General features: G+C 66.7%; 20 protein-coding genes and 1 riboswitch. Of the genes, 11 read left to right on the forward strand and 9 right to left on the reverse strand.

The annotated features are described in order from the left end of the window. A partial coding sequence (locus F3J14_RS24095; RefSeq protein WP_166725128.1) for an EamA family transporter occupies positions 1–164 on the forward strand: 164 nt, incomplete at its 5' end. A 217-nt stretch (positions 165–381) separates the two neighbouring features. After that, a complete protein-coding gene (gene nadE / locus F3J14_RS24100) occupies positions 382–1,230 on the forward strand; it encodes an ammonia-dependent NAD(+) synthetase (RefSeq protein ID WP_166725129.1) in 849 nt (282 codons plus the stop codon). A 72-nt stretch (positions 1,231–1,302) separates the two neighbouring features. Here the strand turns inward: nadE and F3J14_RS24105 are convergent, their stop codons facing one another. From F3J14_RS24105 to F3J14_RS24115, 3 genes are all read right to left on the reverse strand, one after another. Next, positions 1,303–2,979: a peptidase S1 gene (locus F3J14_RS24105; protein WP_166725130.1), complete on the reverse strand. Its 1,677-nt coding sequence runs from the start codon at positions 2,977–2,979 to the stop codon at positions 1,303–1,305. Between the two features lie 73 nt (positions 2,980–3,052). Continuing rightward, positions 3,053–4,642 (reverse strand): S53 family peptidase, encoded by a 1,590-nt coding sequence (locus tag F3J14_RS24110; RefSeq protein ID WP_166725131.1) that lies wholly within the window; start codon positions 4,640–4,642, stop codon positions 3,053–3,055. A gap of 229 nt (positions 4,643–4,871) precedes the next feature. Continuing rightward, positions 4,872–5,495, reverse strand: coding sequence for a LysE family translocator (locus F3J14_RS24115; RefSeq protein WP_006758659.1), 624 nt, complete (start codon positions 5,493–5,495; stop codon positions 4,872–4,874). Positions 5,496–5,629: 134 nt separating this feature from the next. Here F3J14_RS24115 and F3J14_RS24120 point away from each other — a divergent pair, with 134 nt between their 5' ends. Further along, positions 5,630–6,094, forward strand: coding sequence for an Lrp/AsnC family transcriptional regulator (locus tag F3J14_RS24120; RefSeq protein WP_006752374.1), 465 nt, complete (start codon positions 5,630–5,632; stop codon positions 6,092–6,094). Positions 6,095–6,219: 125 nt separating this feature from the next. On the opposite strand, the gene F3J14_RS24125 is transcribed toward F3J14_RS24120, so the two are convergent. Continuing rightward, a complete protein-coding gene (locus F3J14_RS24125; RefSeq protein WP_166725132.1) occupies positions 6,220–7,131 on the reverse strand; it encodes a LysR family transcriptional regulator in 912 nt (303 codons plus the stop codon). A gap of 136 nt (positions 7,132–7,267) precedes the next feature. Between F3J14_RS24125 and speB the strand changes: the two genes are divergently transcribed. The 4 genes from speB (at position 7,268) to F3J14_RS24145 (ending at position 12,022) form a co-directional block, all read left to right on the forward strand. Further along, entirely contained in the window at positions 7,268–8,224 is a 957-nt protein-coding gene (gene speB / locus F3J14_RS24130) for an agmatinase (RefSeq protein ID WP_166725142.1), read from the forward strand. Positions 8,225–8,279: 55 nt separating this feature from the next. Further along, a complete protein-coding gene (locus tag F3J14_RS24135; RefSeq protein WP_166725133.1) occupies positions 8,280–9,596 on the forward strand; it encodes an MFS transporter in 1,317 nt (438 codons plus the stop codon). Positions 9,597–9,728: 132 nt separating this feature from the next. Beyond that, positions 9,729–11,228 (forward strand): cytosine permease, encoded by a 1,500-nt coding sequence (locus F3J14_RS24140; RefSeq protein WP_166725134.1) that lies wholly within the window; start codon positions 9,729–9,731, stop codon positions 11,226–11,228. Continuing rightward, a complete protein-coding gene (locus F3J14_RS24145) occupies positions 11,225–12,022 on the forward strand; it encodes a carbon-nitrogen hydrolase family protein (protein ID WP_166725135.1) in 798 nt (265 codons plus the stop codon). Before F3J14_RS24140 ends, F3J14_RS24145 begins: the two co-directional genes overlap by 4 nt. A gap of 76 nt (positions 12,023–12,098) precedes the next feature. Here the strand turns inward: F3J14_RS24145 and metE are convergent, their stop codons facing one another. Then, the gene (gene metE, locus F3J14_RS24150; protein WP_166725136.1) at positions 12,099–14,393 is read right to left on the reverse strand and encodes a 5-methyltetrahydropteroyltriglutamate--homocysteine S-methyltransferase; all 2,295 of its coding nucleotides are present in this window, start codon (positions 14,391–14,393) and stop codon (positions 12,099–12,101) included. Between the two features lie 128 nt (positions 14,394–14,521). Between metE and F3J14_RS24155 the strand changes: the two genes are divergently transcribed. Next, positions 14,522–15,430 (forward strand): LysR family transcriptional regulator, encoded by a 909-nt coding sequence (locus F3J14_RS24155; protein ID WP_059532643.1) that lies wholly within the window; start codon positions 14,522–14,524, stop codon positions 15,428–15,430. Between the two features lie 22 nt (positions 15,431–15,452). Here F3J14_RS24155 and F3J14_RS24160 read toward each other — a convergent pair whose 3' ends face one another. Next, positions 15,453–16,175 (reverse strand): CbtA family protein, encoded by a 723-nt coding sequence (locus tag F3J14_RS24160; protein ID WP_166725137.1) that lies wholly within the window; start codon positions 16,173–16,175, stop codon positions 15,453–15,455. Positions 16,176–16,188: 13 nt separating this feature from the next. After that, on the reverse strand, positions 16,189–16,398 hold the full coding sequence (locus tag F3J14_RS24165; RefSeq protein ID WP_006752367.1) for a CbtB-domain containing protein: 210 nt from the start codon (positions 16,396–16,398) through the stop codon (positions 16,189–16,191). A 33-nt stretch (positions 16,399–16,431) separates the two neighbouring features. Next, positions 16,432–16,574: riboswitch (cobalamin riboswitch) on the reverse strand. A gap of 42 nt (positions 16,575–16,616) precedes the next feature. Between F3J14_RS24165 and F3J14_RS24170 the strand changes: the two genes are divergently transcribed. From F3J14_RS24170 to F3J14_RS24180, 3 genes are all read left to right on the forward strand, one after another. After that, positions 16,617–17,204 (forward strand): histidine phosphatase family protein, encoded by a 588-nt coding sequence (locus F3J14_RS24170; protein ID WP_166725138.1) that lies wholly within the window; start codon positions 16,617–16,619, stop codon positions 17,202–17,204. Between the two features lie 139 nt (positions 17,205–17,343). Beyond that, positions 17,344–18,936 carry an inorganic phosphate transporter gene (locus F3J14_RS24175; RefSeq protein ID WP_166725139.1) on the forward strand — a complete coding sequence of 531 codons (1,593 nt, stop codon included), beginning with the start codon at positions 17,344–17,346 and terminating at the stop codon, positions 18,934–18,936. A 440-nt stretch (positions 18,937–19,376) separates the two neighbouring features. Beyond that, positions 19,377–20,120: a 2OG-Fe(II) oxygenase gene (locus F3J14_RS24180; RefSeq protein ID WP_166725143.1), complete on the forward strand. Its 744-nt coding sequence runs from the start codon at positions 19,377–19,379 to the stop codon at positions 20,118–20,120. A gap of 224 nt (positions 20,121–20,344) precedes the next feature. Here F3J14_RS24180 and F3J14_RS24185 read toward each other — a convergent pair whose 3' ends face one another. Both F3J14_RS24185 and F3J14_RS24190 read right to left on the reverse strand, forming a co-directional pair. Next, positions 20,345–21,769: a DHA2 family efflux MFS transporter permease subunit gene (locus F3J14_RS24185; protein WP_166725140.1), complete on the reverse strand. Its 1,425-nt coding sequence runs from the start codon at positions 21,767–21,769 to the stop codon at positions 20,345–20,347. Positions 21,770–21,987: 218 nt separating this feature from the next. Beyond that, positions 21,988–22,263 (reverse strand): hypothetical protein, encoded by a 276-nt coding sequence (locus F3J14_RS24190; protein WP_166725141.1) that lies wholly within the window; start codon positions 22,261–22,263, stop codon positions 21,988–21,990. Positions 22,264–22,513: the final 250 nt, after the last annotated feature.

The following is a 22,513-nucleotide window of genomic DNA, read 5'->3' on the forward strand; positions in this document are numbered from 1 at the left end:
TGATGCTGCGGCGGGGCAACGCGGCACGCGCGACGTCGTTGCTGTTCCTCGCGCCGCCGCTCGCCGCGCTGCAGGGCTACCTGCTGTTCGGCGAAACGCTCGCGACCGTCCAGCTCGCCGGCTTCGCCCTTGCGCTGGTGGGTGTCGTGCTCGCGCGGCGCTGACGCAGGCGGTCAGGCGACAGGAAACGCCGCCCCCACCCTGCGTCGAAACGAAGCATCCGCGCGCACGCCCGGGTGCGCCGCCGCGCGCGTTGCACCATGACGATGCACCGCGTCTCGCCGATGCAACGCGAAGCCGCCGGATCGCATGCCCGGCGCGGCGCCGCGCCCCGATTGCGCTTATGATGGGCGCCTCGCATTTCGTTCCGGAACCACCCCCATGACATCCGCCGATTACGCCAGCCGCCAACGCGCGATCATTGCCGAACTGAACGTCGCCCCGCACTTCGACGTCGACGCCGAGATCGCCCGGCGCGTCGATTTCCTTGCGCAGTACCTTCGTTCCACCGGCCTGCGGACCTACGTGCTCGGCATCAGCGGCGGTGTCGATTCGTCGACGGCCGGGCGGCTCGCGCAGCTGGCGGTCGAACAGTTGCGCGCCGGCGGCTACGATGCCCGCTTCATCGCGATGCGCTTGCCGAACGGCGTGCAGAACGACGAAGCCGATGCGCAGCGCGCGCTTGCGTTCGTGCGCGCGGACGAGACGTTCACGGTCGACGTGAAGCCCGCGGCCGACGCGATGCTCGCGTCGCTGGTCGCGTCGGGCCACGCGTTCGAAACCCCGGCGCAGCAGGACTTCGTGCACGGCAACATCAAGGCGCGCGAGCGCATGATCGCGCAGTACGCGGTCGCCGGCGCGCGGCGCGGCATCGTGATCGGCACCGACCACGCGGCCGAATCGCTGATGGGCTTCTTCACGAAATTCGGCGACGGCGGCGCGGACGTGCTTCCGCTTGCCGGCCTGAGCAAGCGCCGCGTGCGTGCGGTCGCCCGCGCGCTCGGCGGCGACGAACTGATCGTGATGAAGGTGCCCACGGCCGACCTCGAGGAACTGCGTCCGCTGCGCCCCGATGAGCACGCATACGGCGTCACCTACGACGAGATCGACGATTTCCTCGAAGGCAAGACCGTCGCCGACACGGTGTACGAAACGGTGCTGCGCTTCTACGACGGTTCGCGCCACAAGCGCGCGCTGCCGTATACGCCGTTCGACTGGCCGACCGCGTAAGTCGACCACGTCAATCAAACCGTGCCGCGCGAACCCTAGCGGTCACGCACGGCACGAGCACGACGGGCGACGCTACGCGTGCCCGCCCGTCTTCTTCGCCTGCAGCGCGCGAATCCGCAGCCGCGCGCCCGTATCGCTGACCGTCGCGTCGTACATCGTCGCGAGATCGCGCTTGAGCGCGGTGCGCGAACCGCCGTCGAGATACACCATGTGCCCCGACGGATAGAAGCGCGCGGACAGGTTCTGCCGAACCTTCTGATCCTCGAGCGGCATCTGCTGCAGGTCGATCACGGTCTGGTAGAACGGCGTGACGAAATCGTACAAGCCGTTCGCCGACAGCACCTTCAGGTCGACGTTCAGCGCCATCACCGCGGCGAGGTCGCCCGCCGTGTAGAGAATCACGTTCCCCTTCGCATCGATGCCCTGCTGCGCGCCGGTCGGGTCGATATGGCTGAAGTCCCAGTTCTGGAACGCCTGGTCGTTCAGGTCCGTGAATGCGGAGTTCGACGTGAACTTCAGCTGCTCGTTCAGGTAGCTGTTCCACATCGCCGTGTAGACGCCCGTCACGGCCGTCATCGTCGGATCGTTGCCGCCCGAGTTCGGATCGATCTTGCCGGCGATACCGGTCGAGATCGCCGTCACGCGGCCGTCGTACGAACCGAGCGCCAGCCCCTGCGCCTGCAGCAGCGTCGTCAGGAACAGCGAATTGCCGCGCGCGTTGTAACCGGCGATATCGAGCCCCCATGTCTGCAGCGTCGCCGTGTCGATGCCCGTGTATTCCGACAGCTTCCGCACGGCGGCCGGGTCGGCATGCGGCACGTTGCGCAGTGCCTTCAGGTAATCGGTGCGCGCGAACTGCGCGACCTCCTCGATGAACGCGCCGAGATCGGTCGGCGCCGGCTTGACGCCGAGTTTCTTGTGATACCACGCGTCGGCCGCCGCGGTCGGCAGCGCGCCGACCGGGTTGCCGGCCTGCCGGTAGTCGAGGATCGACGACTGCAGCGTGACGCCGTTCAGGTCGACGCCGTCCTCGTGCAGCTTGTACGCGAGCACGCAGCTGCGCGCGGTGCCATACGACTCGCCGAACAGGTATTTCGGCGAATTCCAGCGATTGTTCTTCGTCAGGTAGCGCTTGATGAACTGCTTCAGCGAATCCGCATCCTGGTCGACGCCCCAGAAATTGCGGTTCTTGTTCGGCGCGACGGCCGCCGAATAGCCGGTGCCGACCGGATTGATGAACACCAGGTCGCTGTGATCGATCATGCTGTCCGGGTTGTCTTCCAGCTGGTACGGCGCGGGCGGCGTGAACCCCGGCATCGACGTCTTGATGCGCTTCGGCGCGAACGAGCCGAGCAGCACGAACACCGACGACGAACCGGGCCCGCCGTTGTAGAAGAACGTGACGGGCCGCGTTTCCTCCTTCGCGCCGTCGGCCGTGAATGCGACGTAGAAGATCTTCGCGGCCGGTTGCGAACTGCTCGGGTCGACCGTCACGAGATGGCCGACCGTCGCCGTGTACGCAATCCGCTTGCCGCCGATCAGGATCGTGTGGTGCGTGATCGCGGCCGCTTCGGTCGTGTCGGTCACCGAGTCGTCAGGGCCGTTGCCGTACGCGACCGGATCGAAGAACGGCTGGTCGCGGCCGTGGCTCAGCGCGACGGGATTGATGGTCGGCGGCACGCTATGCGAATTGTGGTCGCCGTGATGCAGCGGATACACGCCGCCGGAAGATGCGGAATCGATGCCCATCGTGCTGCTCCTGGAGGTGAAAAAAGACGCGGGCAGGAAACCCGCGTCACATGGAAAGGCCTGTGCCGGCGCGTCAGCGTGATGGCTTGCGCGCGAGGATCGCCGCGAGTTTCGCGCCGTCGGGGCTGCCGAGCCCCGTGCACGCGTCCCAGCCGGACGCGGCCGCATACGTGCCGTTCGAGCCCTTCGTGACGTCGCGAAGCGCGCCCGGATTCTTGTACAGCGCGGGATTGATCCAGCCGGCCGATGCGCCGGCCGCCGCGTTGATCCGGGCGATCAGCGCGGCCCACAACGGCGCGACCGCGCTCGTGCCGCCCATCACCGCGGGCGTTCCCGCGATCGACACTTCGTAGCCCGTTTGCGGCGACGCATCGCCGGCGACGTCCGGCACGCCGCGCTTCGCGAGCGGCCTGCTGCTGCCGTCGGCGAGCGCGACGGTCAGCCCCTGCTGCCAGGCCGGCACGTCGAACATCGTGCTGACGCCGCCGCCACCCGCGCCGCCACCGGCCGCCTCGTCGTTCCACGTGACCTCGCTGCGAATGCCCTGCCCCGGCAGCGCGTCGAGCTGCGTGCCGCCGCAGCCAAGCACATATGGGCTCGACGCCGGGAAGTCGACGTGATCGGCGCCGTCCTGCAGCCCGTCGCCCGAGCCGCTGTCGCCCGACGCCGCGCACACCGTGATCCCCTGCGCGGCGGCGGCCTGCAGCACGCGGTTGAACGCATGGGCCGACTGCGCCTGCCAGATCGCTTCCGGGCCGCCCCAGCTGATCGAGATCACGGACGGCCGGTTGGTCTTGTCGGTGACCGCCGCGTTGACGGCCTGAATGAAGCCTGCGTCGCTGTTCGGCGCGAAGTAGACCGCGATCTTGGCAGCCGGCGCGATCGCCCCGGCGATCTCGATGTCGAGCGCGACTTCGCCGTCCGGGCCGTTCGCGTCGCCGGTCGGCGTGTTGCGGCCGGTGCCGACGTTCACGTCGACGAGCGTCGGCGGCTTGTCGATCCCGAGCCCGCGGAAATACTGCTGGATATCGGTCGCGCGATAGCCGCCGCCGAGTTCGACGATCGCGATACATTGCCCGGCGCCATCGCCGGCCGGAAAACCGTACAGCGACGCGAGCTGGGGCGGCGTGAACGTGACCGAGGTGGCGCCGCGCGCGGGCTTGAACGGCGGACGCAGCCGGAAGTGCGGCCGCGCCTGCGGCCGGCTGTCGAGGCCGAGCACGGCCGTGACGACATCGCCGAGCTCGTCCGGCAGCGCGATCGGGCCCGAGCGGCCGCGGTACTGGCCGATCGAGCGATGCTCGAACCGCTCGAGCTTCACGCTGAATGCCGCCTCGAACTGCTGGATCGTGCCGGACAGCACGACGACGCTTTCGACCGGATCGACGCGATCGACCGTCAGCTGGTGACGGTGCGCGAAGTCCTCGGTCTTGCGAATGTCGTCGGGATTGGCGGAGAAACGCTGCGCGAAGGCATCGCGCGACAGCGGTTTTGCGTCGGTGTCGCCAGCGGCGAGCTGATTGACCAATGCGTCGAGTTGCCCTTCTTCCTGCCGCCGCAACATCATCGTGACGTGGATGCGTTCTGCCGGATCGCACTGACCGAGGCACTTGGACTCGGCGACGATGCGGGGTTCACGGTCGGCTTGAAGATGCCTTGCCATGTTCTGACCCTCCTTGGTATCGCGTTGCACGGAACAGCCAGGAAATCGGACAGGACCGGCGGCAGACGGTTCCGTCCGGTCGTCGGTTCGCGGCAGCGCGAAGTCAAAGGAAGTTTAGAACAGTCAGATGATTTGCGCGCGTGCCCTGTCGTTGTCGGGGCCCGCGCGCGAAGGCCGGCATTGCGCGCGGCTCCGCGTTCGTTGGTGCACTGCAGTGCGCTGGTGCGGATCAGTCCATCGACAGGCGCAGCGCGAAGCCGATCAGCGCCGCCGAGAAGGTCCAGCGCTGCACCGTCTGCGCGAGCGGATGCGCGCGCATCCACGCCGCGATGCGCGACGCGCCGAACACGCATGCGAGGTCGAAACACACGCCGGCCGCGACGAGCATCGCACCGAGTTCGAACATCTGCCACACGACGGGCCCGGCCTCGGGCCGCACGAATTGCGGCAGCAGCACGGAGCAGAACAGCAGCGCCTTCGGGTTCAGCAGGTTCGTCAGCAGCCCCTTGAAGAACGACTGACGCAGCTCGCCCGCGGCGGCCGCGTCGCCGTCGCCGAGCGCGAACACCGGCGAGCGGAACACCTGGATCGCGACGTACGCGAGATACAGCGCGCCGCCGTAGCGGATCGCTTCATACAGCCACGGCGCGCTGCGGATCAGCGCCGCGACGCCGCAGGCGGACAGCGTCACGTGCGCGGTGCGCGACAGCGACAGGCCGGCTGCCGCCGCCATTCCCGGCCGCACGCCGCGACCGATGCTGGTCTGCAGCACGAGCGCCATGTCGGGGCCCGGCACCGCGTAGATGGCCGCCAGCGCGGCGAGATAAATCAACAGCAAATGCGTGGAAATCATGGTCTGCCCCCGTCCTTCAATGACGATATGTTGCCGCCGAAGGTGGAGGGATTATTGGCCATCTGTGGCCGAGAATTGGCGATCCATAGCGGAATCCGCCACAATCCTGAAACCACAACACGGATTCCGCCAACATGACCGAACTCGACAAAACCGATCGCGCGATTCTCGCCGCGGTGCAGCGCGACGGCCGCCTGCCGATCGCGCGCCTCGCCGATTCCGTCGGCCTGTCCGAGACGCCGTGCGCACGGCGCCTGAAACGTCTCGAAAACGACGGCTACATCGAGCGCTACCGCGCGCAGCTGTCGCGCCAGGCGCTCGGCTACGGCGTCGTCGCGTTCGTGCTCGTGCGGTTCGCGACGCACGACCGCAAGGTCGCCGACCGGTTCGAACGGGAAGTGCTCGCCATCGAGCGGATCCTCGCGTGCCACAACGTCGCGGGCACGGCCGACTACCTGCTGCAGGTGGTCGCACGCGATCTCGACGACTACGGCACGTTCATTCGCGATTCGCTGCGGATGCTGCCCGGCGTGACGTCGATCGAATCCGCGCTGTCGCTGCGGGAGGTGAAGCACGACGCGGGATTGCCGGTGCCGTGATGCGGCGGGCCAACGGCGGAAAGCGGCATGTTAGCCCACGCGTCCCGTCACTTCGACGCGCATCGATGTGGGCGGTTGGCCGCCCGCTGCGTAACACTTGTTCACCTGTTTGACGCCAGCGGCCCTCACACGGCGTCGGGCGCCTGGTGCGCGTGTTCGAGATCCTCGAGAAACGCCTCGACGAGCGGATTACCGCGCCCGTCGCGCGCGACGACCATGTGGAACGTGACGTCGTAGCGCAACTCCTCCGGATTGAGCGGCGCGAGCAGCCCCTGCGCGACGTACGGCGCCGCGAAGTGCTGCGGCAGGTAGCCGAGGTGATGGCCCGACAGGATCAGCAGCGCGACGGCCTCCATGTTGTCGGCGGTCGCGGTCACGCGGTCGGGCGTCGTCGACATCTGCGCCTCCGGCAGCGGATACGAGCGCCACGCCCACTCGAATTCCGCGACATCGGCCGGCGTCAGCGCGCCGGCGACGTCGAACAGCGGATGGCCGCGCCCGCAATACGCGATCTGCCGCTCGATGAACAGCGGCGTGTAATGCAGCGACGGCACGCGATGCCAGAAATAGCCGACGGCAATCTGGATCTCGTCGCTCAGCAGCTTCTCCTCGAGATCGCCCGGCGCGCGCACCGAGATCGAGAAGCGCACGGCCTGGTCGCGCGCGCGGAACGCGGCGATCGCCTCGGCGATCCGCGCGTTCTGGCTGATCGGCGTATGGCCGATCAGGCCGATGTTCAGCGTGCCGACCAGTTGGCGGTCCATGTGCCGCGCCGCCATCCCGAATTCGTCGAGCGCCGCGAGCAGCTTGCGGCTCATCGCATGGAACCGCTCGCCCTTCGGCGTGAGCCGGAAGCCGCTGCGGCCGCGCTCGCAGAGCCGGTAGCCGAGCCGCGTCTCGAGCGACGACAACTGCGCGCTGATCGTCGACTGGCCGACGTTCAGCATCGCCTGCGCGGCCGACACGCCGCCCGCGTCCGTGACCGCGAGAAACACGCGGATCAACCGCAGATCGAGGGTCGACAGATTCCCCAGCACGCTATTCCCCTTCCATACATCGATGAAAATCGATGTTTACGTCGATATCTTCGCATTCTTCTTTGCGGTCGGACGCGTAAGACTATGCGCCAGACCGCGTCGCATGATACGGCAACCCCACATCGGAAGAGACACCATGAACGACCATACCCATTTCCAGCCGCTCGGCGGCAATGAAATGCCGCGCTGCGGCGGCATCGCGACGATGATGCGCCTGCCGCACGTGGCGAGCGCCGCGGGCCTCGACGCATGCTTCGTCGGCGTCCCGTTCGATCTCGGCACCTCCAACCGCACCGGCGCACGCTTCGGCCCGCGCCAGATCCGCACCGAATCCGTGCTGCTGCGCCCGTACAACATGGCCACCCGCGCCGCGCCGTTCGATTCGCTGCAGATCGCCGATATCGGCGACGTCGCGATCAACCCGTACAACCTGCACGATTCCATCGCGCGCATCGAGGCCGCATACGACGCGATCCTCGAGCACGACTGCAAGCCGATCACGCTCGGCGGCGACCATACGATCGCGCTGCCGATCCTGCGCGCGATCCACCGCAAGCACGGCAAGGTTGCATTGATCCACGTCGATGCGCACGCCGACGTGAACGATACGATGATGGGCGAAAAGATCGCGCACGGCACGCCGTTCCGCCGCGCGGTCGAGGAAGGGCTGCTGCACGCCGACAAGGTCACGCAGATCGGCCTGCGCGGCACCGGCTACGCGGCCGAGGATTTCGACTGGTGCCGCGAGCAGGGCTTCCGCGTGGTCCAGGCCGAGGAATGCTGGAACAAGTCGCTCGCGCCGCTGATGGAAGAAGTGCGCGCGCGCGTCGGCGACACGCCCCTCTACATCACTTTCGACATCGACGGCATCGACCCGGCCTACGCGCCCGGCACCGGCACGCCGGAAATCGCCGGCCTCACGGTGCCGCAGGCGCTCGAGATCATCCGCGGCGCGAAGGGGCTGAACATCGTCGGCTGCGATCTCGTCGAAGTCGCGCCGCCTTACGACCCGTTCGGCACCACGGCGCTGCTCGGCGCGAACCTCGCATACGAGCTGCTGTGCGTGCTGCCCGGCGTCGCATACCGCGACTGATCGGGCCACGCGACCTATTCCAAATCAGAGGATTCCAGAGGAGCACAAAAAGCAGATGGGGACTTCCGTCAAACAACCGAAGCGGGCGGCGCTCGCGTCGTTCGTCGGCACCACGATCGAGTGGTACGACTTCTATAGCTACGCGACCGCCGCCGCCATCGTGTTCGGGCCGCTGTTCTTTCCCGGTGAAAACCGCTTCGTCAGCCTGCTCGCGTCGTTCGGCTCGTTCGCGGTCGGCTTCTTCGCGCGGCCGCTCGGCGGCGTGATGTTCGGTTATCTCGGCGACCGCTTCGGCCGCAAGCGTTCGCTGCTCGCGACGCTGATGCTGATGGCCGTGTCGACGGTCGCGATCGGCCTGCTGCCGACCCACGCCCAGGCCGGCGTGATCGCACCGATCCTGCTCGTGCTGATGCGCGTGCTGCAAGGCATCGCGGTCGGCGGCGAATGGGGCGGCGCAGTGCTGCTCGCCGGCGAGCATGCGCCCGAAGGCAAGCGCACGTTCTTCGCGTCGTTCGCGCAGCTCGGCAGCGCGAGCGGCCTGATCCTGTCGATGCTCGCGTTCGGCGCGATCAGCACGCTGTCCAAGGACGACATGATGAGCTGGGGCTGGCGCGTGCCGTTCCTCGCGAGTTCCGTGCTGCTGGTGGTCGGCTTCGTGATCCGCGCGAGCGTGTCGGAGTCGCCCGAGTTCGAGGAAGTCAGGAAGAGCGGCAACACCGCGCAAAACCCGGTGCGCGAAGCGCTCAAGTACTGGCCGCTGCTGCTGCTCGCGATCGGCGCGAATGTGTACGGGATCGCCGGCGTGTATTTCAGCAACATCTTCATGATCAGCTACGCGACGCAGTTCCTGTCGCTCGACCGGTCGATGGTGCTGCATTGCATGACCATCGTCGCCGTGCTGCAGTTCGTCGTGCAGCTCGCCGCCGCGTTCCTCGCGCAGCGCTTCGGCACGACGCGCGTGCTGCTGATCACCGGCGCCTGGGCCGCGATCGTGCCGTTCGTGATGCTGCCGCTCGTGCACATGGGCACGCCGCTGTCGATCACGGTCGGCGTCGGCCTCGCGACGCTCGCGGAATCGGGCTACTACTCGGTGGTCACCGGTTTCGTCAGCGGTATCTTCATCGCGCGCATCCGCTACACGGCGATCTCGATCGCGTACCAGGTGTGCGGCGCGATCGCCGGCGGTCTGACGCCGCTCGTCGCCACGCTGATCGCGCAGAACGTCGCGCCGCAATGGTGGCCGCTCGCGATCCAGTACACGAGTGCGGCCGTGCTGTCGTCGCTGTGCGTGTGGCTGATCTCGCGCCGCGTCAGCATGGACGATGCGGGCGCGCCGCGTGAAGCGCTGCCGCGCGGCGCTCGCACCGCCTGACGCACCACCCGACGGGCGGCCTCCCGGGCCGTCCTCCCCCCTACACGATCATTCAGGGCCTGCTGCGACGCTGTCGCGGCAGGCTTGCGCGCGCCCCGGCCTCGCAGCCGTGCGCCAGGAGACACTGCCGTCATGAACCGCCCCGACACCCTCGCGCTCGACCGCGCCGAACCGGCCGGTCTCGAGATCGAGCATCGCTCGATCGACTACATCCCCGAAACCGAACGCCACGCGAAACTCGCGAGCCAGGGCCCGTTCTGGTTCCTCGGCAACTTCCATTTCTTCACGATCTCGATCGGCTTCGTCGGGCCCGGCATGGGGCTGTCGGCCGGCTGGACCACGCTCGCCGGCGCGCTCGGCATCATGTTCGGCACGCTCTTCATGGCGTTCCACGGTTCGCAGGGCCCGGAGATGGGCCTGCCGCAGATGATCCAGTCGCGCGCGCAGTTCGGCTATCGCGGCGTGATCGTCGCGCTGCTCGCGACGTTGTTCGTGTTCGTCGGCTTCAACGTCGTGAACGTGTCGCTGATTGTCGACGGCGTGCATAACGTGTTCGGGATCGACGGCGGATTCGTCGCCGTCGCGGCCGTGTCGATCGGCGCGCTGCTCGCGATCTACGGCCACGACCTGATGCACCGCACCTTCAAGTGGGCGCTGGTCGCGACGCTGCCGCTCTATGCACTCGTCACGCTCGCGGTCGCGTTCGGCCACGCGGCGCCCGCGCAGGCGGGCACCGCCGCCGCGCCGGGCTTCAACTGGATCGCGTTCGCGACGCAGTTCGCGATCGCCGCGAGCTACAACATCTCGTATGCGCCCTACGTGTCCGATTATTCGCGCTACCTGCCGAAACACACGAGCCGCGCGAAGTTGATCGCGGTGATCTTCGCCGGCGCGTCGCTGTCGGGCGCGTGGATGATCGGGCTCGGCGCATGGCTCGCGCAGACGCTGCACGCGGCCGATGCGCTGGTCGCGATGAACGACGTCGGCACGTCGCTCGCACCCGGCCTCGGCAAGCTGATCGCGATCGTGTCGCTCGCCGGCTTCCTGCCGATCATCGCGCTCAATGCGTACAGCGCGATGCTGACCGTGCTCACCGGCATCGATTCGCTCGTGCCGATCAGGCCGACCCGCCGCGCGCGCGTCGTGTCGATCGTCGCGATCAGCGCATTTGTGCTCGGCTGCGTGTTCGCGATCCGTGGCAACGGCATCGCGCTACTGCAGACGTTCCTCACGCTGATGCTCTACTTCCTCGTGCCGTGGACCGCGGTGAACCTTGTCGACTATTTCTTCGTGCGCCGCGGCCGCTACGCGATCGCGCACTTCTTCACGCCGCGCGGCCTGTACGGTGCGTGGCAACTGCGCGGCATCCTGTCGTACCTGATCGGCTTCGCGGCGATGGTGCCGTTCTTCTATGTGTTCGACGCCGAAGCGAACCGCGAGGTGTTCGTCGGCCCGTTCGCGCGGATGCTCGGCGGCGTCGATCTCGCGTGGCTCGTCGGGCTGGTCGTCGCGGGCGGCGTCTACGGGCTGCTGTCGCGCTCGCTCGACCTCGACCACGAGCGGCGCGTGATCGCCCAAACACCCGCGCCCGATGCGCCGGCCGCCACCGCGGCGCAGGGAGACGCACGATGAACGGTCCGCGCATTCGCATCGTCCAGTCGGCACTGCGCGACGGCGACGTTGCCGGCAATCTCGCAAAAGCGCTCGCGATCATCGCCGCCGCGCGCGGCGCAGCCGACCTCGTCGTGTTCTCCGAAACTTACTCCAGCGGCTTTCCGACGCCCGACGACGTCGCTCGGCTGGCCGAGCCGCTCGACGGGCCGTCCGTCACCGCGGTACGCGATGCCGCACGCGATGCGGCGGTCGCCGTTGCGTTCGGCTTCCCGGAACGCGACGGCTCGCGCTTCTTCAACACCGCGCTGTTGATCGATGCGAATGGCGACGTGCTGTTGCGCTATCGGAAGACGCATCTGTACGAATCCGACCTCGGCGTGTTCGAGGCCGGCGACGCGTTTCCGGTCTGCACGTGGCATGGGATACAGGTCGGCCTGCTGATCTGCTTCGATCTCGAGTTTCCGGAAACGGCGCGCGCGCTCGCGCATGCCGGGGCCGAACTGATCGTGATACTCGACGGCATGATGAACCCGTACGGCGACGTGCATCGCCGGATGATCCCGGTGCGCGCGCTGGAAAACCAGCTCTACGTCGCGATGGCGAACCGCGTCGGCGCCGGCGACCGCTACACGTTCAGCGGCACGAGTCTCGTCGCAGCCCCCGACGGCACGTGCATCGCGGTCGCGCCCGGCGATCGGGAAGCGATCGTCGACGTCACGCTCGATCCCGCGGCGATTCGCGATGCACGCGCGGCGTTCCGCTACGTCGACCTCGCCGCGGTGCCGCTCGGCGCGGCGACGCGGCGCAATTGACGCGAACGGCCCAGCGGTTGGGGGATGGCCCGCGACGTTCCGGCATCGTGGCGACGGCGCCGTCCGCGCTCCCGCGTCACGGCGCGCGATTGCGCAGCGTCTTCGCGGCGGCGACCATGTTCGTCAGTGCCGGAATCACTTCCGCCCACTGGCGCGTCTTCAGCCCACAGTCCGGATTCACCCACAGGCGTTCCGCCGGAATCCGCTCGGCCGCCTTCTTCATCAGGCCGACGATGTGATCCTGCGTCGGGATGTTCGGCGAATGGATGTCGTACACGCCCGGCCCGATCTCGTTCGGATACCTGAAGCTGTCGAATGCGTCGAGCAGTTCCATGTCCGAGCGCGACGTCTCGATCGTGATCACGTCCGCGTCCATATCGGCGATCGACGCGATGATGTCGTTGAACTCCGAATAGCACATGTGCGTGTGGATCTGCGTGTCGTCCTGCACGCCGTTCGCGGTGATGCGGAACGACTCGACCGCCCACTTCAGGTACTCGCCCCATTGCGCGCGGCGCAGCGGCAGCCCCTCCCGCAGCGCGGCCTCGTCGATCTGGATCACGCGCACGCCGGCCTTCTCGAGATCAAGCACTTCGTCGCGGATCGCGAGCGCAAGTTGGTAGCACGACACCGAGCGCGGCTGGTCGTCGCGCACGAACGACCAGTTCAGGATCGTCACCGGGCCGGTCAGCATGCCCTTCATCGGCTTGTTCGTCAGCGACTGCGCGTACGTGATCCATTCGACCGTCATCGCCTTCGGACGGCTGATGTCGCCGAACAGGATCGGCGGCTTCACGCAGCGCGAACCGTACGACTGCACCCAGCCGAACTGGCTGAATGCGTAGCCGTCGAGCTGCTCGCCGAAGTATTCGACCATGTCGTTGCGCTCGGCTTCGCCATGCACGAGCACGTCGAGTTCGAGCGATTCCTGTTCGCGCACGCTGCGCTCGATCTCGGCCTGCATCGCCGCGCGGTAGCCGGCTTCATCCAGCGCGCCGGACTTGAACCGGCTGCGCGCCTGGCGGATTTCGGCGGTCTGCGGGAACGAGCCGATCGTCGTCGTCGGGAAGGCCGGCAGGTTCAGGCGTGCCGACTGCTTCGGCGCGCGCTGCGTATAGGGGCTCGCGCGGTTGCCAAGCTGCGCGTCGATGCGCGCGATCGCGGCCTTCACCGCCGGGTTGTTCACGCGCGGCGAACGGCGGCGCGAGTCGATCGCGGCGGCGTTGGCGGCAAGCGCGTCGGCCACCTTGTCGCGGCCCTCATTCAGCGCCGTCGCGAGCACTTTCAGTTCGTCGAGCTTCTGCAGCGCGAACGCGAGCCACGAACGGATCTCCGCGTCGAGCTTCTCTTCGCTCGCGAGATCGACCGGCACGTGCAGCAGCGAGCACGACGGCGCGATCCACAGGCGATCGCCCAGTTGCTTCGCGAGCGGCTCGAGCCAGTCGAGCGTCGCGTTCAGGTCCGTCTTCCAGATGTTGCGGCCGTTGATCGCGCCCACCGACAGCACGCGGTCGGCCGGCAGTTCGCGCACAAGCGCGTCGACTTCGTCGCGGGCGTTGATCGCGTCGACATGCAGGCCGTCGACCGGCAGCGATGCCGCAAGCGTCAGGTTGTCCCGAAGCGGGCCGAAGTAGGTGGCGAGCAGCAGCTTGATACGGCGCGTTTCCAGCGCCGTATACGCGGTGCGGAATGCCTGACGCCATTCGGCGTCGAGCTCGGTGACGAGGATCGGTTCGTCGATCTGCACCCATTCGACGCCCTGCGCGGTCAGCGTGTCGAGCAGCGCACCGTACACCGGCAGCAGCTTCGGCAGCAGCGCGAGGCGATCCGAATCGTCCTTCGCCTTGCCGAGCCACAGGTACGTGACGGGGCCGAGAATCACCGGCTTCGTGGCGACGCCCAGCGCCCGAGCTTCGGCCAGTTGCTGAAGCAGGCACGACGGATCGAGCGAGAAGTTCGTGTCCGCGTGGAATTCCGGGACGATGTAGTGATAGTTCGTGTCGAACCACTTCGTCATTTCGCCGGCGGAAACGCCGCCGCAGCACGCTGCATGCTCGTCCGCCGCTTGCGCCGAGCGGCCACGCGCGACGCGGAAATAGTTGTCGAGCACGTCGCCGTGGAAGCCCTGCACGCGCTTCGGCAGGTTGCCGAGCGTAAAGCTCATGTCGAGCACCTGGTCGTAGAACGCGAAATCGCCGATCGGCGCGAGATCGAGGTCGCGCTGGTCGTTCCAGTGACGCTCGCGCAGCTCGGCGCCGAGTGCCTTCAGCTCGTCGCGCGACGATTCGCCCTTCCAGTAGCGTTCGAGACCGAACTTGAGTTCGCGCTTCGCGCCGATGCGCGGAAAACCGAGATTGTGTGTCGTAACCATGAAGCTGCCGTCCAGAGAGAAATTGAAGATCCGGCAGCCATCATAGGGATTTCATCCCATGAAATAAAATGGCATTATTTCATTCATCCATTAAATTATTTCATGTGTTTGCGGAGTGAGCGATATCCATGCTGGAACGATTCCATCTCGTCGTGATCCGTGAAGTCGAGCGCCAGGGCTCGTTGACCGCGGCCGCCAACGCGCTGCACCTCACGCAATCGGCGCTCAGCCATACCGTCCGGAAAATCGAGCAGCAGCTCGGCACGCCGATCTGGGATCGGGAGGGCCGCGGCCTGCGGCTGACGCAGGGCGGGCAATATCTGCTGAAGCTGGCGAACCGGCTGCTGCCGCAGTTCGAGCTCGCCGAGGAGCGGATGAAGCAGTATGCAAAGGGCGAGCGCGGCACGCTGCGCATCGGGATGGAATGCCATCCGTGCTACCAGTGGCTGCTGAAGGTCGTGTCGCCGTACCTGTCGCGCTGGCCGGACGTCGACGTGGACGTGAAGCAGCGCTTCCAGTTCGGCGGCATCGGCGCACTGTTCGGCCATGACATCGACGTGCTCGTGACGCCCGACCCGCTGAACAAGCCGGGGCTGCGCTTCGATCCCGTGTTCGATTACGAGCAGGTGCTGGTGGTCGCGGATGCGCACCGGTTCGCGAACGCCGACTACGTGACGCCCGAACAGCTGACCGACGAGGTCCTGATCACCTATCCGGTCGAGACCGACCGGCTCGACATCTACAACCAGTTCCTGACGCCGGCCGGCATCGTGCCGCGGCGCCACAAGTCGATCGAGACGACCGACATCATGCTGCAGATGGTGGCGAGCGGGCGCGGCGTGGCCGCGCTGCCGAGATGGCTTGCCGACGAATACGCCGACCGGATGCCGGTCGTGCCGGTCAAGCTCGGGAAGAAGGGCATCGCGAAACAGATCTTCCTGGGCATCCGCGAGGCGGACGCGTCGATCGACTATCTGGCCGCATTCGTCGCGCTGGCGCGCGAATCGACGTGGAGCGCGCCGCGCATGCTGCGCTAGGCGCGCCCCGATGCCATGCGCGTCAGGCGGCGCGCATGCCGGCGCGTTCGCCGCGTTCGACCCATGCGCCGAACAGCAGGCCGATCGTCGTCCACATGATCGCCTGCATGCCGATCGCGGCGACGCGGAACTTCCACAGCACCGCGGCCGGGAATTCGGCCGGCACTTCATCGATCGACGGCAGCCCGATCTGCACGGCCGCGATGATCGCGACGAACGTGAGTCCCCCGACGATCGATGCGTTCCACGGGCCGAGCTTCGCCAGCAGATGACGACGCACGCTGACCGAGAACACCATCGTCGCGATCGAGATCGCGATCATCAGGAAGAACAGGCCCGTGCGATAGCCGATCGTGTCGTGGTCGCCGACCGCCGGTGGATTGGCCGGGTACTTGATGTTCGGCACGATCACGAGCGCGACGAACGCCGCCGCCGCGAGCCATGCCGCGAGCGGCCGTGCCGGGAGGCGGCTGCCTCGCCCGTATGCAAACGCGAAGACCAGCGAGAACAGCCCGCCGAATGCCGCGCCGTAGGTCACGACGCCCGTCAGCAGGCCGACGCCGGCCTGCGTGTGGCGGCTGACCAGTTCGGGCTCCGGCGCTTCGCCGTTCGCGGCTTCGGTTTTTTCTTCGAAGGAGATTGCCTGATCGACTTGCGGTTCGCCGACGATTCTGGCGAAACCGAACGTGAGGAGGCCTGCGGCGATGCCTGCGAGCATCCCGCGCATGAGCAGCTTTCCGACCATCGTGTACTCCGCGTCAGTGGCAGGGAAAGCCGAGCAGATGGCGGCCGTCGTGGACGAACTCGTGCACGTACATGCCCGGCACGAGCGACGTCGCCCCCTGTTCCGCACCGACGAAATAGAGCGCGAGCAACAGGATCAGGCCGACGAAGATGGCCCACGGCAACAGTTCGCGGACGGGAATGGGCGCCGGCACGACGACCGGCTTCAGCACTGCTTCGCTCATGGATGCACCTCAGGGGAATCGCGCCCCGACAAATGTTGGATGGAATACGAAGGCAGGTCTGGCTTCCGGGATTGAAGATCCCCGGTTACAGTGGCGCGACCGCGCCGGGCTTGCACCGGCTTCCGCCCTTCGTATCGGGCGAATTGTACGCGCGAACGTTCGCGTGTTGAAGGCCCGCGCACCCGAGCGCGGCCGTTCCGAACCCTCCGGCCATCGACATGACCCAACCTGCCTTGCTGCGCCTGATCGCGCATGCGCCGACCCGCGCGATGCGCACCGGCGCGTTTCCCGCCGACGATCCGCTCGATGCACCCGGGCTCGCCGAGGCTGCCGCGCTGCGCGGGCGGTTCGCCGGCTCACCCGGCGCGATCGTGCTGTGCAGCCCCGCACGTTGTGCGCAGCAGACCGCCGACGCGCTCGGGCTGCGCGCGGGCATCGACGACGCGCTGCGCGATGTCGACTACGGCCACTGGCACGGCAAGCGGCTGCACGACCTCGCGCGCGACCTGCCGGACGAACTTGGCGCCTGGATCGACGATCCGTCCGCGTCGCCGCACGGCGGTGAATCGTTCGAAGACGTCGCGCGCCGGATCGGCGCATGGTTGAACGCACTGCCACGTAGCCGCGACATCGTCGCGATCACGCATGCGGCGATCGTTCGTGCGGCCATCGCGCACGTGCGCCGGATGGACGCGAAGGCGGCGACCCGCATCGACGTCGCGCCGCTGTCGTGCACGGTATTCGCCGCGTCGGGAGATGGCTGGACGTCGATCACGGACGACGTTCGACGCGATGCCGATGCGTAAGCCCGCCTGCTCACTATATGGAGATTGACAGCGCCATTTCCTTACACGACTGTAAGAAAATGGTTCGTCCTCCCGACTGTCATCAAACTGACTGGTAGCGAAAGCTAGGATCGGCTGCGGTTACCTACGAGATGCCGCCATGAATCAGCCCGCTTCGTCCGCCGCGAACCATTCCGGCTCCACCGAACGTACCCGACAGGTCGGCTATGCCGTCTTTCTGCTGGTGCTCGCGGCCGGCGCCGTCTATATCGCCACCCACCTGATCGCCGATCTGTCGCCCGTGCGCGAAGGGTCGCTGTTCCCCTACCTGATGCTCGGCGCCGCGCTGGTGATCGCGCTCGGCTTCGAATTCGTCAACGGCTTCCACGACACCGCGAATGCGGTCGCGACCGTGATCTACACCCACTCGCTGACGCCGAACGTCGCGGTGATCTGGTCCGGCATGTGGAACTTCCTCGGCGTGATGGTTTCCAGCGGGGCCGTCGCCTTCGGCATCCTGCAGCTGCTGCCGGTCGAGCTGATCCTGCAGGTCGGCAGCGGGTCGGGTTTCGCGATGGTGTTCGCGCTGCTGATCGCCGCGATCGTCTGGAACCTGGCGACCTGGTACTTCGGGTTGCCGTCGTCGAGCTCGCATACGCTGATCGGATCGATCATCGGCGTCGGGCTGATGAACCAGCTGATGCACGGGCCGTCGGGCACGAGCGGCGTCGACTGGGGCCAGGCGCTCGGCGTCGGCAAGTCGCTGCTGTTGTCGCCGATCGTCGGCTTCCTGTGCGCGTCACTGCTGCTGCTCGTGCTGAAGGCCGTCGTGCGGATTCCGGAACTGTACAAGGAGCCGCAGAAGGATCAGCCGCCGCCGTTCTGGATCCGCTGCCTGCTGATCCTCACGTGTACCGGCGTGTCGTTCGCGCACGGGTCGAACGACGGGCAGAAGGGGATGGGCCTCATCATGCTGATCCTGATCGGCACGATGCCGACTGCGTACGCGCTGAACAAGGCGGTCACGGCGGCCGAATCGCAGACCTTCGTCGCCGTCGCGAACCAGGCTGCCGCGACCTTCGCGAAATACTCGAACGGCGTCGCGCCGTCCGCGAATCCGCGCGCCGACGTCGAGCACTTCGTGCAGCACCGCGAGATAACGCCTGCCGTGCTGCCGGCCGTGCAGCAACTGTCCACGTCGCTCGCGACCGCGGTCGGCTCGTCGGGCTCGATGGCGGCCGTGCCGCAGGGCGACGTCGACAACGTGCGCAACACGATGTATCTGGTATCCGAAGCGATTCGCCTGATCGAGAAGGCGGGTCAGCCCGCCTTCGCCGCCGACGACAAGCTCGCGATCGACAACTACCGCAAGCAGCTCGATCATGCGACCAAGTTCATTCCGACCTGGGTGAAAGTGGCTGTTGCGATCGCGCTGGGTCTCGGCACGATGGTCGGCTGGAAGCGGATCGTCGTGACCGTCGGCGAGAAAATCGGCAAGCAGCATCTGACGTACGGACAGGGCGCGTCGGCCGAACTCGTCGCGATGCTGACGATCGGCGCGGCCGATGTGTACGGGCTGCCCGTGTCGACGACGCACGTGCTGTCGTCGGGCGTCGCGGGCACGATGGCGGCGAACGGGTCCGGATTGCAGTGGAGCACGGTGCGCAGCCTCGTGCTCGCGTGGGTGCTGACGCTGCCCGCGTCGATCGCACTCGCGGCTGGACTTTACTGGCTGTTCCGGTCGATCGCCTGAGCGGACGGACGGTGAGCGGCCGGGGAACCGGTCGCTCACCGTGAAGGATTTGGCTCGGTTGCTACGTCTCCTCACCTCGTCTCTTCGCCTCTTCGCCTCTTCGCCTCGCAGGCCCTCTCGCCGTCCGTGTCGCGCACACTGTGCTGAGCTTATTCCGGTCAGTCGCGTAACGGCGGCGCAATGAATCGCCGTTGCGCCCGCCTGCTCGCGGCCGCGATCTGCCCCCTCTCTCCCGAATTGAAGCGCAAGATCTGGAGCGCGCCGTCGTACCGACGACATTAGACTGGGTTCATCGACTTTTCGTGGACGCGGTCGTGCTCGCAACGCTGCCCGACATCGCCTCGCCGACCATCCCGCTGCGACCCGCCCGCGCCTATTCCGGCGCGCGCGACATGCCCGCACGACACCCTATCCCTATCGCTGACGAACGAGGTACACCCGTGAACATCGCCGATCTGCAACCCGCCATCGAAGCTGCCGACCTCGCGCAACGCGTAAGCACACTCGACTGGACCGCCGTCGGTACCGAACTCGATCGCTATGGGTGCGCTCGCGTACCGGGCCTTCTCTGCGCCGACGAATGCACGGCGCTGGCATCGCTCTATCCGCGCGATGCGCTTTACCGTTCGCGCGTCGTCATGGCGCGGCATGGCTTCGGCCGCGGCGAATACCGGTATTTCGCTTATCCGCTGCCAGCAGTCGTCGACACGTTGCGAACTGCGATCTACCCGCATCTCGCGCCGATCGCGAATCGCTGGAACCAGGCGCTCGGGATCGACGTCCGCTACCCGGCCGACCACGCGGCATTCCTCGAGCGCTGCCACGCGGCGGGACAGACGCGACCGACGCCGCTGATCCTGCAGTACGGTCCGGACGACTACAACTGCCTCCATCAGGACCTGTATGGCGAGCACGTCTTTCCGCTGCAGGTCGCGATCCTGCTGTCGGCGCCGGGCCGGGATTTCACGGGTGGGGAGTTCGTGCTCACGGAACAGCGGCCGCGGATGCAATCGCGTGCGGAAGTGGTGCCGCTGACACAAGGCGACGCCGTGATCTTCGCCGTGCACGGCCGGCCCGTGCAGGGAACGCGCGGCGTCTATCGCGTCAACCTGCGTCACGGCGTGAGCCGTATCCGGACCGGGCACCGCCATACGGTTGGCATCATCTTTCATGATGCTCAGTAGCGGCAACCGACGCGAGCACGGCGGCGGCGCGCGCCGCATCATGCCCGAACTCGTGCATGCGCGGGATGGCGGCTGGACCTCGCCAGCAACACGGCCGTGCCAGCTCATGCAATGCATGCGCGAAGGTTCATCGCGCCCGTGACAAATCGAACCGTCAGGTGAGCGGAGCGACTGAGCGCGACCATACGCCCCCGTCGCCATTCACGCATGACCGGCCGTTCAACCTACCCTCGCGCAGCACTCGCCCGAAGTCGGTCGCCTGCATCGGATGCGAGCCGCGCATAGCCCGGCAACGTCAGCAGTGCAAGCACGCCCGCGGCAACGAACGCCCAGCGAAAATCGTCGAGCACGTAGTGAATCCCGACCGCATCGCCGCGCATCAGCGCGGCGAGCCGCAATGCCAGCGCGCCGAATGCAATTCCCATCCCGATTGTCATCTGCTGCGCGGCGCTCCACAGTGTGCTCGCGGCGCTCGTCTGGTGCGACGGAACATCGGCATAGGCGAGGGTCGCCAGCGTCGTGAACTGCATCGAGCGCGTCAGTCCGTAGACGAATACGACCAGCAGCGTGATCGCGAGCGGCGTCGACGCGGTCAGCCAGCCGCAGGCGATCGTGAAGAAGCCGACGATCGTCACGTCGACGAGCGCGACGCGGCGGAACCCGAAACGATCGAGGATCCACGACGTGCCCGCCTTCATGCCCAGATTGCCGAGCGCGCTCGCGAGCAACAGCAACCCGGACTGAAACGGCGACAGCCCGAAACCAATCTGGAACAGCAGTGGCAGCAGATAAGGCACCGCATTGACCGCAATCCGCGTGACCGATCCGGTGAGCACCGTGACCGAGAAGGTCGGCACCTTCAGCGTCGTGAAGTCGAGCAGCGGGTGCGCGCAACGCCGCGCGTGCAGCCACGCGGCGATGCCGAACAACACGCTGGCCCCGACCAGCACGGCCGCACGCGTGAACTGCGCATCCTGCTGTCCAGCCGTTTCGGTACCCAGCAGCAGACAGGTCAGCGCACCGCCCGCCAGCACGAACCCGACCCAATCGAGCGGCCGCTGGTCGTCCGCGCGCGCGTTCCGGACGATCAAGCACGTACAGACCAGCGCGGCGAGGCCAAGCGGCACATTCAACAGGAAGATCCATCGCCAGGACGCATAGGTCGTGATGAAGCCGCCGATCGGCGGCCCCACCACCGGCGCGACGATACCCGGCCACGTGATCGTCGCGATCGCGCGCATCAGCCGTGCTTTCTCGGTGCTGCGCACGACGATCATCCGCCCGACCGGCACCATCATCGCCCCGCCGACGCCCTGCAGCAGGCGAGCGGCCGTAAACGTCACCACGCCGTTGGACAGCCCGCACAGAATCGATGCCCCGGTAAAAATCACGATCGCGCTGCCGAACACCGTGCGTGAACCGTATCGGTCCGCGATCCAGCCGCTGATCGGGATGAATACCGCGAGCGCGAGCATGTAGGCCGTCATCCCGAGACTCAGCGCATTCGGCCCGACACCGAAGGAATGCGCCATCTGCGGCAGCGCGGTCGCGATCACGGTCGTGTCGAGATACTCCATGAAGAAGGTCGCGGCGACGAGATACGGCAAGAAGTCGGTCGTCCGACCACTCTGAGCAGAGCTGGAAGTCATGAACGATGCAGTTGCGGAAGGCGGAGCACACCGGCAACCACGTGCGGAAGCCGGACGAGTGGCGATATTACCCTGAAGCGTCCGAACCTCGTGCTGCCGACACGTGGCGCTGAAACCACTTTATGCGCATAGATTCGACTTGGGTCGGCGATCGGCCACACATGCCACTGAGGTCAACAAGCGCGTATTTGAGCCAATATCGGAGAAGATCGGCGATGTTACTCGCCCATCAGGCCATCCTGTCGAATTCTATAGTGCTCACCTCGACACGCATCGCGCCAATCAGCTCGCCCCTGGTCGTCGGTTGTCCCTTGATAAACCACGGCGCCATCCGACACCCGGATCAGGGAAAACTTCATATTGGCGAACGGGCCCACATCGCCGTCTGCGTCCTGGAATTTTGCGTGAAATGGCGCATGGACGCAGTCAGCGTGAGACTGCGCAGCCCATCCCAGCAGGGCGAAGCAATACAGAAGCGGGACGAGATTTTTCATTGGTGTTGCCTGGGGAGGTTCGTCTGTGACGGTGAATCAAGGAAGTGTGATGCCGGCCGACCTAGCTGACCCACCGGCCCGCCAGCGCTGGCGCTAGCGCCACTATCGCCCTTTCCGGCGCCACAAATGCAAAAACCCCCGCCTTTCGGGCGGGGGTTTCTGGCTTAGGGAGCCTGACGATTACCTACTTTCACACGGGAATCCGCACTATCATCGGCGTAGAGTCGTTTCACGGTCCTGTTCGGGATGG

It is taken from the genome of Burkholderia sp. Tr-862, from assembly GCF_011753085.1.
Lineage (GTDB): Bacteria > Pseudomonadota > Gammaproteobacteria > Burkholderiales > Burkholderiaceae > Burkholderia > Burkholderia ambifaria.